The sequence below is a fragment of the Streptomyces sp. NPDC002076 genome (genome assembly GCF_053593835.1).
The window spans coordinates 236184-251257 of record NZ_JBSFDI010000003.1 but is presented as its reverse complement, the minus strand read 5'-3'; the positions used below and the strand labels follow the sequence as shown (position 1 = coordinate 251257).

General features: G+C 70.7%; 14 protein-coding genes and 1 tRNA gene. 10 read left to right on the top strand and 5 right to left on the bottom strand.

The annotated features are described in order from the left end of the window. Nucleotides 1-123: 123 nt before the first annotated feature. Both ACWCQS_RS08405 and ACWCQS_RS08400 read right to left on the bottom strand, forming a co-directional pair. Complete coding sequence (locus tag ACWCQS_RS08405) at nucleotides 124-684, bottom strand: GPR1/FUN34/YaaH family transporter (RefSeq protein ID WP_451003715.1); 561 nt, start codon at nucleotides 682-684, stop codon at nucleotides 124-126. Between the two features lie 129 nt (nucleotides 685-813). Next, nucleotides 814-1341 carry a universal stress protein gene (locus ACWCQS_RS08400; RefSeq protein WP_451003714.1) on the bottom strand — a complete coding sequence of 176 codons (528 nt, stop codon included), beginning with the start codon at nucleotides 1339-1341 and terminating at the stop codon, nucleotides 814-816. 315 nt (nucleotides 1342-1656) lie between these two features. On the opposite strand from ACWCQS_RS08400, the gene ACWCQS_RS08395 reads away from it, so the two are divergent. The 4 genes from ACWCQS_RS08395 (at nucleotide 1657) to ACWCQS_RS08380 (ending at nucleotide 4500) form a co-directional block, all read left to right on the top strand. Further along, nucleotides 1657-1926: a hypothetical protein gene (locus tag ACWCQS_RS08395; RefSeq protein WP_451003713.1), complete on the top strand. Its 270-nt coding sequence runs from the start codon at nucleotides 1657-1659 to the stop codon at nucleotides 1924-1926. Between the two features lie 377 nt (nucleotides 1927-2303). Further along, a complete protein-coding gene (locus ACWCQS_RS08390) occupies nucleotides 2304-3521 on the top strand; it encodes a helix-turn-helix domain-containing protein (protein ID WP_451003712.1) in 1218 nt (405 codons plus the stop codon). Between the two features lie 184 nt (nucleotides 3522-3705). Continuing rightward, entirely contained in the window at nucleotides 3706-4308 is a 603-nt protein-coding gene (gene orn, locus ACWCQS_RS08385) for an oligoribonuclease (RefSeq protein WP_450984839.1), read from the top strand. Between the two features lie 119 nt (nucleotides 4309-4427). Further along, nucleotides 4428-4500: transfer RNA gene (locus ACWCQS_RS08380), tRNA-His, on the top strand. 56 nt (nucleotides 4501-4556) lie between these two features. Here the strand turns inward: ACWCQS_RS08380 and sigJ are convergent. Further along, nucleotides 4557-5489 (bottom strand): RNA polymerase sigma factor SigJ, encoded by a 933-nt coding sequence (gene sigJ / locus ACWCQS_RS08375; RefSeq protein ID WP_451003711.1) that lies wholly within the window; start codon nucleotides 5487-5489, stop codon nucleotides 4557-4559. A 120-nt stretch (nucleotides 5490-5609) separates the two neighbouring features. Here sigJ and ACWCQS_RS08370 point away from each other — a divergent pair, with 120 nt between their 5' ends. Further along, the gene (locus ACWCQS_RS08370) at nucleotides 5610-5996 is read left to right on the top strand and encodes a DoxX family protein (protein ID WP_451003710.1); all 387 of its coding nucleotides are present in this window, start codon (nucleotides 5610-5612) and stop codon (nucleotides 5994-5996) included. A gap of 33 nt (nucleotides 5997-6029) precedes the next feature. Continuing rightward, the gene (locus tag ACWCQS_RS08365) at nucleotides 6030-6995 is read left to right on the top strand and encodes an NAD(P)H-dependent flavin oxidoreductase (protein ID WP_451003709.1); all 966 of its coding nucleotides are present in this window, start codon (nucleotides 6030-6032) and stop codon (nucleotides 6993-6995) included. 183 nt (nucleotides 6996-7178) lie between these two features. Here ACWCQS_RS08365 and ACWCQS_RS08360 read toward each other — a convergent pair whose 3' ends face one another. Further along, nucleotides 7179-8234, bottom strand: a complete 1056-nt coding sequence (locus tag ACWCQS_RS08360; RefSeq protein ID WP_451003708.1) for a LacI family DNA-binding transcriptional regulator — start codon at nucleotides 8232-8234, stop codon at nucleotides 7179-7181. A 373-nt stretch (nucleotides 8235-8607) separates the two neighbouring features. On the opposite strand from ACWCQS_RS08360, the gene ACWCQS_RS08355 reads away from it, so the two are divergent. The 4 genes from ACWCQS_RS08355 (at nucleotide 8608) to ACWCQS_RS08340 (ending at nucleotide 13384) form a co-directional block, all read left to right on the top strand. Then, complete coding sequence (locus ACWCQS_RS08355) at nucleotides 8608-9939, top strand: ABC transporter substrate-binding protein (RefSeq protein WP_451003707.1); 1332 nt, start codon at nucleotides 8608-8610, stop codon at nucleotides 9937-9939. Further along, entirely contained in the window at nucleotides 9936-10961 is a 1026-nt protein-coding gene (locus ACWCQS_RS08350) for a carbohydrate ABC transporter permease (RefSeq protein ID WP_451003706.1), read from the top strand. The genes ACWCQS_RS08355 and ACWCQS_RS08350 overlap by 4 nt, the downstream gene beginning before the upstream one ends. Next, a complete protein-coding gene (locus tag ACWCQS_RS08345; RefSeq protein ID WP_451003705.1) occupies nucleotides 10958-11851 on the top strand; it encodes a carbohydrate ABC transporter permease in 894 nt (297 codons plus the stop codon). Before ACWCQS_RS08350 ends, ACWCQS_RS08345 begins: the two co-directional genes overlap by 4 nt. 102 nt (nucleotides 11852-11953) lie before the next feature. After that, nucleotides 11954-13384 (top strand): GH1 family beta-glucosidase, encoded by a 1431-nt coding sequence (locus tag ACWCQS_RS08340; protein WP_451003704.1) that lies wholly within the window; start codon nucleotides 11954-11956, stop codon nucleotides 13382-13384. A gap of 204 nt (nucleotides 13385-13588) precedes the next feature. Here ACWCQS_RS08340 and ACWCQS_RS08335 read toward each other — a convergent pair whose 3' ends face one another. After that, nucleotides 13589-15043 (bottom strand): glycoside hydrolase family 18 protein, encoded by a 1455-nt coding sequence (locus tag ACWCQS_RS08335; protein ID WP_451003703.1) that lies wholly within the window; start codon nucleotides 15041-15043, stop codon nucleotides 13589-13591. Nucleotides 15044-15074: the final 31 nt, after the last annotated feature.

Below are 15074 nucleotides of genomic sequence, written 5' to 3'. Positions count from 1 at the left end.
GATAGTTGAGCAACCCCCGCGGCGAGCAACCACGTCCGCGAGAGCGGCGCCGGTTCAGGCGCAAAAAGGGGACCCCCACGTGTGCCACCAAACACGTGGGGGTCCATGCCGTGCCGCTGCATATCAGCCGGTGGCCGTCACCCCCCGGCCGGCGGCACGCCGAGGAAGCGCTGTCGGCCAGTGCGCGACCGCGGCCGTCGCCGCGTACCAGGCCACCGCACCGGACACCGCGGCCACCCAGCCCCCGACCTTGGTCAGCGAAGAGCTGTCGGCGAAGGCCGCGACGGCCAGCACCAGCATGGCCAGGAACAGCAGCCCGTGCATGACCTGTCCGAGGCTGTCCCCGCCCGCGAGGGTCAGGGTGAGCGCGACCAGGGCGAAGAGAAGCAGGAAGAGTCCGGCCGCGTCGGCCGAGCCGTGGCCGGCGACGGCCCACGTGAACCACAGCGCACCGAGGGCCACAAAGCCCGTACCGGAGGCGCTGTCACCGCCCCGGAAGGCCAGCAGGCCGACGAGGAACAGGGCAACTCCGCCCACATAGTGGGCAACTGAGACGGCGTCGGACGCCGCTACGCCGTGAATGACACCGGTCGTACCGAGCCCGAACGCCAACAGGGTGATTCCCAGGGCGAGTCGGCCGACCACGGTAGTGCTTCCCGTTCCCGCAGAGACTTCGTTGTCCACGGCGGGCTCCCTTCATGCAGTGCTGTTGCGCGGTGACCGATATATGCCCTTCACAAGGGCACAAACCACCTCTACGCGCGAGTAGTTTCGCGCTGCACAAAGGGAGTTGAGAGGCGCGGAGAACCAGGGTCACGGAATGACGATCACCGGTCGCCGCGCCCGCTTGGCGAGCCGTCCGGCGACGGAGCCGAAGATGCGGCCGACGATGCCGTGCGTGGAGCCGACGACGATCGCGTCCGCCTCGTACTCCCGCCCCACCTCTTCGAGTTCGTGGCAGATGTCGCCGCCCCGCTCGACCAGGATCCACGGCACCTCGGCCAGATAGTCCGCGCAGGCCAGCTCCAGGCCGAGGACCTCGGTGCGGTGGTCCGGCACGTCGACGAAGACGGGCGGCTCGCAGCCGGCCCACACGGTGGTGGGCAGCCGGTTGGCGACATGGACGATGATCAGGCCCGAGTGCGAACGGTGGGCCATGCCGATGGCGTAGGCGAGGGCGCGCTCGCTGGAGGTGGAGCCGTCGAAGCCGACGACGACTCCGTGCCGGAACGCTGGGTCGCAGCTGGGGCGTGGCTCTTCCGCCGCCTGGGGATCGGCCGCCGTGGGGTCGGCGACCGGTCGCTTGCGGTCCGCGGGTTCGAAGAATTCGTGACCGGCCATGGCTGTCTCGGCGTTGTGATCCTTTATGGGTGGGACGACAGTGTGCGGCGGAGCTGTGTCCGGGAAACATCTTCCCAACCCCATACCCTCAAGGGTACGGCGGCACGCCTCCCGAGCCCAGATCCCGCGCACGCTCCGTAAGCGGTCCCCCGACGTCCGTAGGGGTTCACCGGAGCATGCACGAGCGGCGCCCGTAACGCAATGGTTGCTGCCCCGTACAGGCGGTTTGCACAGGATCAACAGATGTACGACCGGTGACCGCGTGGCCGAACAGGCGTTGAACGGGATGAGCCGCCGCCACAGGGAGTACGAGTCATGCCCGGTCGTCGATCCACCTCCGAGCCGCCGCCCGCGCCGGACACCGTGAGCGATGTGATCCGCTGGGCCGCCTTCAGCTGCGTCCTCGTCCCCGTGGTCCTGGTCTGGTGCGGCACCTCGCTGGCCGGCGCGGCGGGGGCCGCCCTGGGCCTGGCCGCCGTCACGGCCGCGTGCCGCTTCCTGCTGCGCCGCTCGGAGCGCTGTGCGGCGCGTTGCGCCGAGCAAAGAGGCGGACGTCACACCCGCCGACAGACACCGGTCGACTGACCTGTTTTCGTACCCCCGAACGCTTCTTTTCAGCCAACTTCCGAATGCCGCCCAAGAGGGGCCCCGACCACCCTCCAACCCCCGTTCGACCTGCACGGAAAGGGTCTACGGGCGGCTGTGCACCCTACGCGGTTTGGCCACTGCCACAAGGCGCACTTCCCTGCGCGCTCCGCGAGTGCAACGCTTCGTGATCGAATGCTTCACGCCAAGTTGTCATGTCGACAATCTGGGGCGTGTGGAACTGGTCACCGCCCGACCGCGGGAACCAGTAGATTCGATCTTGACTTCTTACGGCGGGGGACTCGTGCAGGACCGAGGGGAAACGTGCAGGAGCGACACAACCGAGGAGCCGCGACCACCGAGGGGGGCTTAGCAGTATGAGCCACGACTCCACTGCCGCGCCGGAAGCCGCAGGCCGGAAACTCTCCGGGCGACGCCGCAAGGAGATCGTCGCGGTGCTGCTGTTCAGCGGCGGCCCTATCTTCGAGAGTTCCATTCCGCTGTCGGTGTTCGGGATAGACCGCCAGGACGCCGGCGTGCCGCGCTACCGACTGCTGGTGTGCGCCGGCGAGGAGGGCCCGCTGCGGACCACAGGGGGCCTGGAACTCAGCGCACCGCATGGACTGGAGGCGATCTCCCGCGCCGGGACGGTCGTCGTACCGGCCTGGCGCTCGATCACCGCGCCACCGCCGGAGGAAGCGCTCGACGCGCTGCGCCGGGCGCACGAGGAGGGTGCCCGCATAGTCGGGCTGTGCACCGGTGCCTTCGTCCTCGCGGCGGCGGGCCTGCTGGACGGCCGCCCGGCGACGACCCACTGGATGTACGCGCCGACGCTGGCCAAGCGCTATCCGTCGGTGCACGTCGATCCGCGGGAACTCTTCGTCGACGACGGCGACGTCCTGACATCGGCGGGTACGGCGGCCGGAATCGATCTCTGTCTCCACATCGTGCGGACGGACCACGGCAACGAGGCGGCCGGCGCGCTGGCCCGTCGGCTGGTGGTCCCGCCGCGCCGCAGCGGCGGTCAGGAGCGCTACCTCGACCGGTCTTTACCGGAGGAGATCGGCGCCGACCCGCTCGCCGAGGTCGTCGCCTGGGCGCTGGAACACCTCCACGAGCAGTTCGACGTGGAGACCCTGGCGGCACGCGCCTATATGAGCCGCCGCACGTTCGACCGCCGGTTCCGCTCGCTGACCGGCAGCGCGCCGCTGCAGTGGCTGATCACCCAGCGGGTGCTGCAGGCGCAGCGGCTGCTGGAGACGTCGGACTACTCCGTGGACGAGGTCGCGGGCCGCTGCGGCTTCCGCTCCCCCGTCGCGCTGCGCGGGCACTTCCGCCGCCAGCTCGGCTCCTCCCCCGCCGCCTACCGGGCCGCCTACCGGGCCCGCAGGCCGCAGGGCGAGCGGCCGGCCGACACGGAGCCGCCGATGCCGCCGTCCGGCCAGCCGGGCCCGCCCACGGGCCTCGCGGGCCCCGGACCGGTGGGCCACGCACCCATGCTGCACCCGGACCGGGACAGCGGGGTACCGATGCAGAGCCGCCGCCAGACGGCGGGCGCGGTGGGACTGCTGCCGGGGCCGCGGAGCGGTAGCTGAGAAGAGGGGGGCGGGCACATCCCGCCCCCCTTTTTTTCAGCTTGCAGGACGGAAGCGCCCCGTAGAGGCGCGGGGAACTGCGCGACCAGCCACGACGGACCCGCAGACGAGCGACGGCCCCTCTCGGCACTTCCTGCGGAACACGGGGGCACCCAAAAGCTCAGGTGCGCTTTAGGGTGGTCGCATGAACGATCGCATGGTGTGGATCGACTGCGAGATGACCGGCCTCTCGCTGTCCGACGACGCTCTCATCGAGGTGGCCGCCCTCGTCACCGACTCCGAGCTGAACGTACTCGGCGAGGGGGTGGACATCGTCATCCGCCCGCCGGACCAGGCGCTGGAGACGATGCCCGAGGTGGTGCGTCAGATGCACACCGCGTCCGGGCTGCTCGCCGAGCTCCCCAACGGCACGACCCTCCAGGACGCCGAGGAGCGGGTCCTCGCCTATGTGAAGGAGTACGTGAAGGAGCCCGGCAAGGCCCCGCTGTGCGGCAACTCCGTCGGCACCGACCGCGGCTTCCTGCTGCGGGACATGCCGACCCTGGAGGACTACCTCCACTACCGGATCGTCGACGTGTCCTCCATCAAGGAGTTGGCCCGCCGCTGGTACCCGAGGGCCTACTTCAACAGCCCGGAGAAGAACGGCAACCACCGGGCGCTCGCCGACATCCGCGAGTCGATCGCCGAGCTGCGCTACTACCGCGAGGCCATCTTCGTCCCGCAGCCCGGTCCGGACTCCGACACCGCGAAGACGATCGCCGCCAAGCACGTCCTGCCCGCGCAGTAGTCCCCCGGGGGTACGGCTCGAGGTGCGCCGCGCGAAAACGTGTGCGCGAGCACCCCTTCGGACCCTGTAGACTTCTTCTCGGCCGGTCGGGGAAACGACAAGTTCCACCGCCGGTCGTGGTGGGTGTAGCTCAGCTGGTAGAGCACCTGGTTGTGGTCCAGGATGTCGCGGGTTCGAGTCCCGTCACTCACCCTCACCGATCAGCCGGTGACTCCCTCGGAGTCACCGGCTGTTTCGTGTGCGGGCCGTCACCTCTGCGGCAGCCGTGCGATGTCGGACACCGGTCCGAGGTGACCGAGCTTGTCGGGGTTGGAGACGGCGCGGATCGCCCGGACCGCGCCGTCGGCGATGTCGAGCTCGACCACACTGGCCACGCGCCCCTCGGCGTCGTAGGTCACGGCGCCCGGCCGGCCGTTGATCCACGCCGCCCGCATCGAGGCGCCGAGCATCCGGACTCGGCGAAGGCCCCCGACCAGCAGCTGCGCGACGTGCCGCGGGTCGGTCACCGACCTCGCGAGCGCCCGCGCCTTGCCGCCGCCGTCGCCGTGGAACACCACGTCCGGGGCGAGCATGTCGAGCAGCGCGTCCATGTCGCCGCCCTCGGCGGCCGCGAAGAACCTACGGGCGAGCTCTTCGCCCTCCGCCCGCCGCACCGGGGCCGACGGCGTCTCGACCGGCTGCCCGTCGGTGGCGATGCGCTTTCGGGCGCGGGCGAAGATCTGCCGGCAGTTCGCCTCGGACTTGCCGGTCAGCCCCGCCACCTCCAGGTAGCCGTACCCGAAGACCTCGCGCAGCACGAACACCGCCCGCTCCACCGGGGAGAGGGCCTCCAGCAGCACGAGGAACGCCATCGACAGCGAGTCGGACAGTTCGGCGTGCTCGGCAGGGCCGGGCCGGTCGGCGGACACGACGACCGGCTCGGGCAGCCAGTCGCCCACATAGGTCTCCCGCCGTACCCGAGCCGAGCTGAGGTAGTTGATGCCCAGCCGCGTCACCGAGGTGGTCAGGTACGCCTTCAGGTTCTCGACCGTGGTCCCGGCCTGGCGCGCCCGGGTCAGGCCGAGGAAGGCGTCCTGCACGATGTCCTCGGCGTCGCCCACGGATCCGGTCATCCCGTAGGCGATGGAGAACAGCAGCGACCGGTATCCGTCCGCGTCCGTTCCAACCGCTGTTGCCGGCACGGATTCCCCCCTTCGAACATCCGCAAGACGTCCAGCAGCGTATCCGCTCCTGTCACAGACCGCCGGGGTGCCCTGTCTCAGAGGGCCGACAGCGAACGACAGGAACAAGGGGAACAGGTCATGAACCTCGCACTGTGGATCGTCACCGGACTGCTCGCCGTCGCCTACCTGCTCGGCGGCGGCGGCAAGGTGGTCATGGCGAAGGAGAGGATCGCCGCGTTCGGGCCCAGTTCGCAGTGGGTCAACGATTTCAGCGGCGGCGGCGTGAAGGCCATCGGGGCGCTGGAGGTGCTGGCCGCGGTGGGGCTGGTCCTGCCCGCCGCGCTCGACATCGCGCCGGTCCTGGTGCCGTCGGCCGCCCTCGGCCTGGTGATCCTGATGATCGGTGCGGCGATCACCCGGCTCCGGCGTCACGAGGTCCGGTTCATGCTGGTCGACGTGGTCTACATCGTCCTGGCGGCGTTCGTCGCCTGGGGCCGCCTCGGTCCCGAGTCCTTTGTGCACTGACGATCTGTCCACTGACGAGAGGAGACCGCGGCCATGGGGTTGTCGACGGCGTTCACGCACTTGTTCGGGGTCGAGCATCCGATCGCCCTCGCGCCGATGGGCGGTTCGGCCGGCGGGGCGCTGACCGCGGCGGTCTCGCGCGGCGGCGGGCTCGGACTGCTGGGCAGCGGCAACGGCGACCGGGACTGGCTGGCCCGGGAACTGCCCGTCCTCGCCGCCGAGGGCGCCAAAAAGCCCTGGGGCGTCGGCTTCCAGGCGTGGGCCACCGATGTCGGTGCGGTGGAGTGGACGCTGGAGCACGGTCCGGCGGCGGTGATGCTGTCCTTCGGTGACCCGAGCCCGTTCGCCGAGCGCGTCCGCGACTCCGGTGCGGCGCTGATCCTTCAGGTCACCGATCTGGAGGAGGCCCGCAGGGCGGTGGACCTGGGCGCCGACGTGATCGTGGCGCAGGGTACCGAGGCCGGCGGGCACGGGGCCCGGCACGGGCGGTCCACGCTGCCGTTCGTGCCCGTCGTGGTGGACCTGGCGGCGCCGGTGCCGGTGCTCGCGGCCGGCGGGATCGCCGACGGCCGGGGAGTGGCGGCCGCCCTGGCCCTGGGGGCGGCGGGCGCCGTGCTCGGCACCCGCTTCCAGGCCACGGCCGAGGCCCTGGTCGATCCCGCGACCGCCCGGGCCATCGTCGCGGGACGCGGCGAGGACACCGAGCGCAGCCGGGTGCTGGACATCGCCCGCGGCTCGCGCTGGCCGGCCGAGTACACCGCCCGTACGCTTCCTCATCCCTTCCTGGACCGCTGGCGCGGCCGGGAGACGGAACTCGCCGCCGACCCCGAGGCCGGGCGGTCGTACCGGGAGGCCGTCGCACGCGGTGACATCCCCGCGCTCCCGCAGTGGGCCGGCGAGGGTGTGGACCTCATCACCGACCTGCCCTCGGCAGCCGACCTGGTCGCCACGCTGGCGGCACAGGCGGAGGAGGCACTGAACCGGGCATGCGGCCGCTGACCCCCGTCCGCCGGCGCTGTCCGCGTCCGCCCGGCCACCGTCTCCGGCCCGGCGCGGACCGCGGTTTCCGCCCCGGCGCGTACCGGACGCCGCCGGCCCGGCCCGCAGGCGCCCGGCCTCGCGCGGGACGCGAGCGAACACACGCGGACGCTCGCAGGCGAACGTACGCGGACGCGACCGGCGTTACGACGACGCCCGCGCCACCAGCTCCGTCGGCAGCACCGCATGCCGCCGTTCCAGCCCCCGGGACACGGGCGGGCGGCGGTCGGCGATCTCCGTGAGGAGGAGGTCGATCATGGCGCGGCCCATCTCCTCGATGGGCTGGCGGACGCTGGTCAGCGGCGGGTCCATGTGGCGGGCGATGGCGGAGTCGTCGTAGCCGACCAACGCCACGTCGTCCGGGATACGGCGGCCCGCCTCGCGCAGCACCTGCCGGGCGCCGGCCGCCATCACGTCCGAGCCGGCGAACACCGCGTCCAGGTCCGGGCGCCGGTCCAGCAGCACCGACATGGCCCGGCGGCCGCCCTCCTCGGTGAAGTCCCCCGGTTCGACGAGGAGTTCGTCCACCTCCCGGCCCGCGTCGCGCAGGGCGTCGCGGTAGCCGTCGACGCGGCGCTGGGCGCCGTAGACGTCGAGGCGGCCGGTGATGTGCGCGATGCGGGTACGGCCGCGGGAGAGCAGGTGCTCCACGGCCGAGCGGGCGCCGCCGTAGTTGTCCGAGTCCACCGAGGTGAGCGTCTCACCGGCCGAGCGGGGGCCGCTGATCACGGCCGGGATCTCCAGCTGGGCCAGCAGGTCCGGGAGGGGGTCGTCGGCGTGGACGGAGACCAGGAGGACGCCGTCCACCCGGTGGGCCGCCAGGTACTGCGCGAGGCGTTGGCGCTCGCGGTCGCCGCCCGCGAAGATCAGCAGCAACTGCAGCTCGGTGTCGGAGAGCTCGGAGCCGACTCCGCGCAGCATGTCGGAGAAGTAGGGCTCCGCGAAGAAGCGGGTCTCCGGCTCGGGGACGACCAGCGCGATGGCGTCGGTGCGGTTGGCGGCGAGGGCGCGGGCGGCGGTGTTGGGGACATAGCCGAGCTCGGCGACCGCCGCCTCGACCGCGGCGCGGGTGGCGTCGCTGACCCGGGGCGAGCCGTTGATCACCCGCGAGACCGTGCCCCGGCCGACCCCGGCCCGGGCGGCGACCTCCTCGAGCGTGGGCCGGCCCCCGCTGCGGCCCCGCGCTCCGTGGCTTGCCATGGGCTCCGCCTCTCTCGACCGACTCCTGGTGCTGAGCTGGAATGTAACAGTCCCGTCCGCTGCAGTGACCGTCCCAGGGGCTGCCGCCCCCGGACCCCGGCTCATCGGCCTTCGGCCTCGTCCTCAATCGCCGGACGGGCTGGATTGCAGCCCAGTTAACGCTCAGATAACTGAACGCAGTTGTCCACGTCCGTTCCCTTGACACCCCGCCGCCAACCGGCGACTCTTCAACACATCACTCATGGGAGCGCTCCCACACTACCTGGCACCTACACATCCCGCACGTTCCCCGCCCGAGCCGCAGCGAGTACGAACGGGCCCAATTCCATGCAGTTGGCCGGGGGGTCGGCACGTCAGGCAACAGGAGGACGCAATGCGCACGAGCATCCGCCGGTCCCAGCGGCTGATGGCCCTCGCGGCCGTTGCCGCGTTGACCACGGGGCTGCTGGCCGGCTGCGCCAAGGACTCGAACGACGGCTCGTCGGACGGCTCCGGCGGCGGAAACGGCAGTGGCAAAGGCAAGATCACGCTGACCGTCGGCACCTTCGGCGTCTTCGGCTACAAGCAGGCCGGCCTCTACGACGAGTACATGAAGCTGCATCCGGACATCAACATCAAGGAGAACGTCACCACCCGCACCGACGTCTACTGGCCGAAGGTGCTCACCCGCCTCCAGGCCGGCTCCGGCACCGACGACATCCAGGCCATCGAAGTCGGCAACATCACCGAGGCCGTGCAGACGCAGGCGAGCAAGTTCGTGGACCTCGGCAAGGAGGTCGACAAGTCCCAGTGGCTGGACTGGAAGAACGCCCAGGCCACCACCAAGGACGGCAAGCTCATCGGACTCGGGACCGACATCGGGCCGATGGCCATCTGCTATCGGAAGGATCTGTTCCAGAAGGCGGGACTGCCGACCGACCGGACCAAGCTCGCCGAGATGTGGAAGGGCGACTGGGCCAAGTACGTCGACGTCGGCAAGCAGTACATGAAGAAGGCGCCCAAGGGCACCAAGTTCGTGGACTCCGCGGCCTCCGTGTACAACGCGGCCCTCGGCGGCGGCGACGAGCGGTACTACGACAAGGACGGCAACGTCGCCTGGGACAAGTCCGACGGTGTGAAGAACGCCTGGAACGACGCCATGGACGTCGCCACCAGCGGCATGTCGGCGAAGCTGAAGCAGTTCGACCCGACCTGGGACCAGGGCTACGCCAACGCCACCTTCGCCACGGTCGCCTGCCCGGCGTGGATGATCGGCTACATCGAGCAGAAGTCCGGTGACTCCGGCAAGGGCAAGTGGGACGTGGCGGCGGCGCCCACCGCGGCCAACTGGGGCGGCTCCTTCCTCGGCGTGCCGCTCGCGAGCAAGCACCAGAAGGAGGCCGTCGCACTGGCCAAGTGGCTGACCGCGCCCGAGCAGCAGGCCAAGGTCTTCGCCAAGCAGGCGAGCTTCCCGTCGACCCCGTCGGCGTACGCGAGCCTGAAGCCGGCCGCGGACACCACGGCGTACTTCTCGAACGCGCCGCTCACCCAGATCTTCTCCGACTCGGCGAAGACGATCCCGACGCAGTACTTCGGCATCAAGGACCAGCCGATCAACTCCGCGATCACCGACGTCGGCATCCTCCAGGTCGAGCAGAAGGGCAAGTCGCCGTCCCAGGGCTGGGACGCGGCGTCCAAGGAGATCAAGGACGTGCTCGGCCAGTGACCAGCCCCAAGCAGGCTCTCGCGCATCCCGCGTCGAGCGCCGACGCCGCGCCCGGCACCCCGCCGGGCGCGGCGCGGGGCGCTCACGGTCGCGGTGCGCCGGCGGGTGCCGACTCCTGGCGCAGCCGGCTGTACCGCTGGGACATGAAGGCGTCGCCGTACGCCTTCGTGTCCCCGTTCTTCATCCTGTTCGGGGCGTTCACACTGGTCCCGCTGCTGTACACGGCCTGGTACTCGCTGCACGACGTGCAGTTGTCGTCCCTCGACCACCAGACCTGGGCGGGCCTGGACAACTACAAGAACCTCTGGTCCTCGGATTTCTTCTGGAACGCGCTGAAGAACACCCTGACCATCGGTGTCATCTCGACCGTGCCGCAGTTGCTGGCCGCGATCGGGCTCGCGCATCTGCTGAACTACCGGCTGCGGGGCTCCACCGTCTGGCGCGTGGTGATGCTGACCCCCTACGCCACCTCGGTGGCCGCGGCGACCCTGGTGTTCACGCTGCTGTACTCGTGGGACGGCGGCATGGTCAACTGGATCCTGCACTTCGTCGGGTTGCACGCCGTCAACTGGCGTGAGTCCGACTGGGGTTCGCAGTTCGCGGTGTCGTCGATCGTGATCTGGCGGTGGACCGGCTACAACGCGCTGATCTACCTCGCCGCCATGCAGGCGATCCCGACGGATCTGTACGAGTCGGCGGCGATCGACGGGGCGAACCGCTGGCAGCAGTTCCGGCATGTGACGATCCCGCAGCTGCGCCCGACGATCCTGTTCACGGTCGTGGTCTCCACCATCGGCGCGACCCAGCTCTTCGGCGAGCCGCTGCTGTTCGGCGGGGTCAGCGGGTCCAAGGGCGGCTCCGAGCACCAGTACCAGACGCTCGGCCTGTACATGTACGACCAGGGCTGGATCATCGGCAACCTCGGCAAGGCGTCCGCGATCGCCTGGTCGATGTTCCTGATCCTGCTGGTCATCGCCGCGGTCAATCTGCTGCTCACCCGACGGCTGAGGAAGTCCCAATGACGACGAGTGAACTGACTCTGCCCGCGACGAAGGCGCCGACGGCCAGGCCTCGCCGGGTGATGGGAGCGGGCAAGCAGCTGCACGCGGGCCCGGTGACGTACGTCGTGCTCACCGTCTTCGCGCTGGTCTCGCTCGCCCCGCTGGTGTGGACGGCGATCGCCGCGTCCCGCACCGACCGGCGGCTCGCGCAGACACCGCCGCCGCTGTGGTTCGGCGGCAACCTGTTCGAGAACCTGCAGACGGCCTGGGACCAGGCGGGGCTGGGCACCGCGATGTTCAACTCGGTGATCGTGGCGGGCACGATCACGGTGAGCACGGTGCTGTTCTCGACCCTGGCCGGCTTCGCCTTCGCCAAGCTGCGGTTCCGGTTCTCCAGCCTGCTGTTGCTGCTGACCATCGGCACGATGATGATCCCGCCGCAACTGGCCGTCGTACCGCTGTACCTGTGGATGTCGGACCTCGGCTGGTCCAACCAGCTGCAGACGGTGATCCTGCCGAGTCTCGTCACCGCCTTCGGTACGTTCTTCATGCGGCAGTACCTGGTGCAGGCGCTGCCGACGGAGCTGATCGAGGCGGCCCGGGTGGACGGGGCGAGCAGCATCCGGATCGTCTGGCACGTGGTCTTCCCGGCGGCGCGTCCGGCCATGGCCGTGCTCGGCCTGCTGACGTTCGTGTTCGCCTGGAACGACTTCCTGTGGCCGATCATCGCCCTGAACCAGCAGAACCCGACCGTGCAGGTGGCCCTGAACTCGCTCGGCACCGGGTACGTCCCCGACCAGGCGGTGATCATGGCGGGCGCCCTCCTGGGCACGCTGCCGCTGCTGATCGCGTTCGTCCTGTTCGGCAAGCAGATCGTGGGCGGGATCATGCAGGGCGCGATCAAGGGCTGACCGCCTGCCGTCCAGGGGCCGGGCCACCGCCGCCCCGGCCCCTTCGTACCTCCGCCTCACCTACTACGCCAGGTCTCCTACGACCCCAATGGGAGCGCTTCCATGCCTGAACCCGTTACCTCCGTGACCTTTCCTCCCGCCTTCCTCTGGGGCGCCGCGACCTCGGCGTACCAGATCGAGGGGGCGGTGCGGGAGGACGGCCGCACCCCCTCGATCTGGGACACCTTCAGCCATACACCGGGCAGGACGGCCGGCGGCGAGACCGGTGACATCGCTGTCGACCACTACCACCGCTACCGCGACGACGTGGCGCTGATGGCGGAGCTGGGCCTGACCGCGTACCGCTTCTCGGTCTCCTGGTCCCGGGTGCAGCCCACCGGCCGGGGCCCCGCGGTCCAGCGCGGCCTGGACTTCTACCGCCGCCTGGTGGACGAGCTGCTGGCGAAGGGCATCAAACCGGCGCTCACCCTCTACCACTGGGACCTGCCGCAGGAGTTGGAGGACGCGGGCGGCTGGCCGCAGCGGGACACCGCGTTGCGGTTCGCCGAGTACGCGCGGCTGGTCGGCGAGGCGCTGGGCGACCGGGTGGAGCAGTGGATCACCCTCAACGAGCCCTGGTGCAGCGCCTTCCTGGGCTACGGCTCGGGCGTCCACGCCCCCGGCCGCACCGACCCGGCGGCCTCGCTGCGCGCCGCCCACCACCTCAATCTGGCGCACGGCCTGGCGGCGTCGGCCCTGCGCTCGGTGATGCCGGCCCGCAACGAGATCGCGATCAGCCTCAACTCCTCTGTCGTACGGCCCCTTTCGCAGGACCCGGCCGACCTGGCCGCGGCCCGCCGGATCGACGACCTCGCCAACGGCATCTTCCACGGCCCGATGCTGCACGGGGCGTACCCCTCGTCGCTGCTGGAGGCCACGTCCTCGATCACCGACTGGTCGTACGTCCTGGACGGCGACACGCGCGCGATCAACGTCCCGCTGGACGGGCTGGGCCTGAACTACTACACCCCGGCCCTGGTCTCGGCCGCGTCCGGCGAGGTCAGGGGCCCGCGGGCGGACGGCCACGGCGCCAGCGAGCACTCCCCCTGGCCGGGCGCCGACGACGTGCTCTTCCATCAGACGCCGGGCGAGCGCACGGAGATGGGCTGGACGATCGATCCGACGGGCCTGTACGACCTCCTCCTGCGCTACACGCGCGAGGCCCCGGGCCTGCCGCTGTACGTCACGGAGAACGGCGCGGCCTACGACGACAAGCCCGACCCCGAAGGCCGCGTCCACGACCCCGAGCGCATCGCCTACCTGCACGGCCACCTGTCCGCGGTCCGCCGCGCGATCACCGACGGCGCCGATGTCCGCGGCTACTACCTGTGGTCCCTGATGGACAACTTCGAGTGGGCGTACGGCTACGGCAAGCGGTTCGGCGCGGTGTACGTGGACTACGCGACGCTGAAGCGCACGCCGAAGTCGAGCGCCCGCTGGTACGGGGAGGCGGCTCGGACGGGCACGCTGCCGGGGGTGGAGCCGGCGGCCTGACAGACAGGCGCGGCCCGCCGTGGGGGGGCGGGCCGCGTCCCGGACGGGGCTGCGCAGTGGCGGGGTCCGCGGCTGTCACGTCCCCGCGAACAGGTCCTCGCAGCACATCACGCGATCCTGATCGGCTTGGCACGGCCCTCGGCAAGACCCTTGGCAAGGCCCTCGTTGATGCCGAGCCCTGACGTCAGCGCCCGGTCCGCAGGGTCAGTTGAAGGCGCCGAACGCCTTCGAGAAGGCGAACTTGTCCTGGACGATCGAGCTGCAGGTGGGGTCGGCGGAGTTCTTCGCGCCGCCTGCGCACTGCTTGTCACGGGCGGCGGACCACATGGACAGGCCGCCGAGGCCCTTGGACTTGGCGAAGTTCACCAGCTGGGTGGCGTCGTCCACCTTGAAGATCTCGGAGGAGACGTCGTTGACGCCGATCATCGGGGTGATCGCGACCGTCTTCCAGGCGGCGGAGTCGGACAGACCGAGCACGCTCTTGACCTGGGCCTGGGTGGCCGTCGCGGCCTGCTGGGCGTAGTCGCCCATGTCGCCGTTGTACGAGGCGCCGTAGTCCATCGCCATGATGTTGACGGTGGAGATCCGCACGCCGTTGGACTTGGCGTTGGACAGCAGGTTCACGCCGTCCTGGGTGAGGCCCTCGGGCATCACCGGGAGGGTGAAGGAGACGTCCAGGTTCGGGTGCTGGGCCTGGAGCTTGGCGATGGCCTGGGCCCGGCGGGTGTTGGCCGCGGTGTTCGGCAGGGCGCCGCCCTCGACGTCGAAGTCGACCTTGGTCAGTTTGAACGCGTCGACCGCCTTGCCGTACGCCGCCGCCAGCGCGTCCGCCGAGGAGCAGGTGGTGGCCAGTTCGGAGCCGGAGGCGCCGCCGAAGGAGACCCGGACGTCACCGCCCTTGGCGCGCAGGGAGCCGATCTGCGCGGCGACGGCGTCGCCGGTCAGGTCGGTCACTCCGCCCCACTTGGGGGTGCAGCCGCCGCCGTCGGTGATGAACGCGAGGTTGTAGTTCTTCACGCCGGTCGCGTCGGCCGCGCCGGCCAGGTCGAAGGCCGGGTAGAGGGAGGTGTCGACGTACGGGGCGAAGCCGGCGGAGGCGGTGGTGCCGGTTCCGCTGCCGCTGCCGGTCGTCTGGGAGGCGGTCGGGGCGGGGGTGCCGCTCTTGGTCGGGGCGGCAGTGGGGGCCGGCGACTGGGGCGCGGTGGGGCGGCCGCTGGGCTCCGGCGTGGCGCCGCCGTCCGCGGAGCACTGGGCGTCGTCGATACGACAGCCCGTCGGGTCGCCGCTGCCGTCGACCACGAAACCGACGGTCACCGACTTGCCGGGGGCGAGGCCCTCGGTGTCCCACTTCGCGGGCTTCACGGTGACGTGCGAACCGCTGACGCTCGACTCGCCGTTCCAGAGTGAGCTGAGCCTGGCGCCCGCCGGGAGGTCGAACTCCAGGGTCCAGGTCTTCTCGGTCTGGCCGCTGTTGTTGGTCACGACGTACTGCGCGGTGTACCCGGTCGACCAGTCGCTGGTCTTGGTGTACGCGGCGTTCACTCCGGCCGCGTTGGCGGTGCCGGTGAGCAGGAGCGCGCCACCGCCGACCACAGCCGCGGCCACGAGACCGCCGATCGCCTTGTTCCTGCCGCTGATCCTGCGCCGGTGCGTGGTCATGCGCGTGCCTGCCTTCGCTGTTCACGGGGGT

What these genes read in the sequence shown, in the direction of transcription:
- ACWCQS_RS08390 (WP_451003712.1), top strand. Translation starts at nt 2,304, where the DNA reads ATGAGCCACGACTCCACTGCCGCGCCGGAAGCCGCAGGCCGGAAACTC.
- ACWCQS_RS08360 (WP_451003708.1), bottom strand. Translation starts at nt 8,234, where the DNA reads ATGGCAAGCCACGGAGCGCGGGGCCGCAGCGGGGGCCGGCCCACGCTC.
- ACWCQS_RS08365 (WP_451003709.1), top strand. Translation starts at nt 6,030, where the DNA reads ATGGGGTTGTCGACGGCGTTCACGCACTTGTTCGGGGTCGAGCATCCG.
- ACWCQS_RS08370 (WP_451003710.1), top strand. Translation starts at nt 5,610, where the DNA reads ATGAACCTCGCACTGTGGATCGTCACCGGACTGCTCGCCGTCGCCTAC.
- ACWCQS_RS08345 (WP_451003705.1), top strand. Translation starts at nt 10,958, where the DNA reads ATGACGACGAGTGAACTGACTCTGCCCGCGACGAAGGCGCCGACGGCC.
- ACWCQS_RS08335 (WP_451003703.1), bottom strand. Translation starts at nt 15,043, where the DNA reads ATGACCACGCACCGGCGCAGGATCAGCGGCAGGAACAAGGCGATCGGC.
- ACWCQS_RS08400 (WP_451003714.1), bottom strand. Translation starts at nt 1,341, where the DNA reads ATGGCCGGTCACGAATTCTTCGAACCCGCGGACCGCAAGCGACCGGTC.
- orn (WP_450984839.1), top strand. Translation starts at nt 3,706, where the DNA reads ATGAACGATCGCATGGTGTGGATCGACTGCGAGATGACCGGCCTCTCG.
- ACWCQS_RS08355 (WP_451003707.1), top strand. Translation starts at nt 8,608, where the DNA reads ATGCGCACGAGCATCCGCCGGTCCCAGCGGCTGATGGCCCTCGCGGCC.
- ACWCQS_RS08395 (WP_451003713.1), top strand. Translation starts at nt 1,657, where the DNA reads ATGCCCGGTCGTCGATCCACCTCCGAGCCGCCGCCCGCGCCGGACACC.
- ACWCQS_RS08340 (WP_451003704.1), top strand. Translation starts at nt 11,954, where the DNA reads ATGCCTGAACCCGTTACCTCCGTGACCTTTCCTCCCGCCTTCCTCTGG.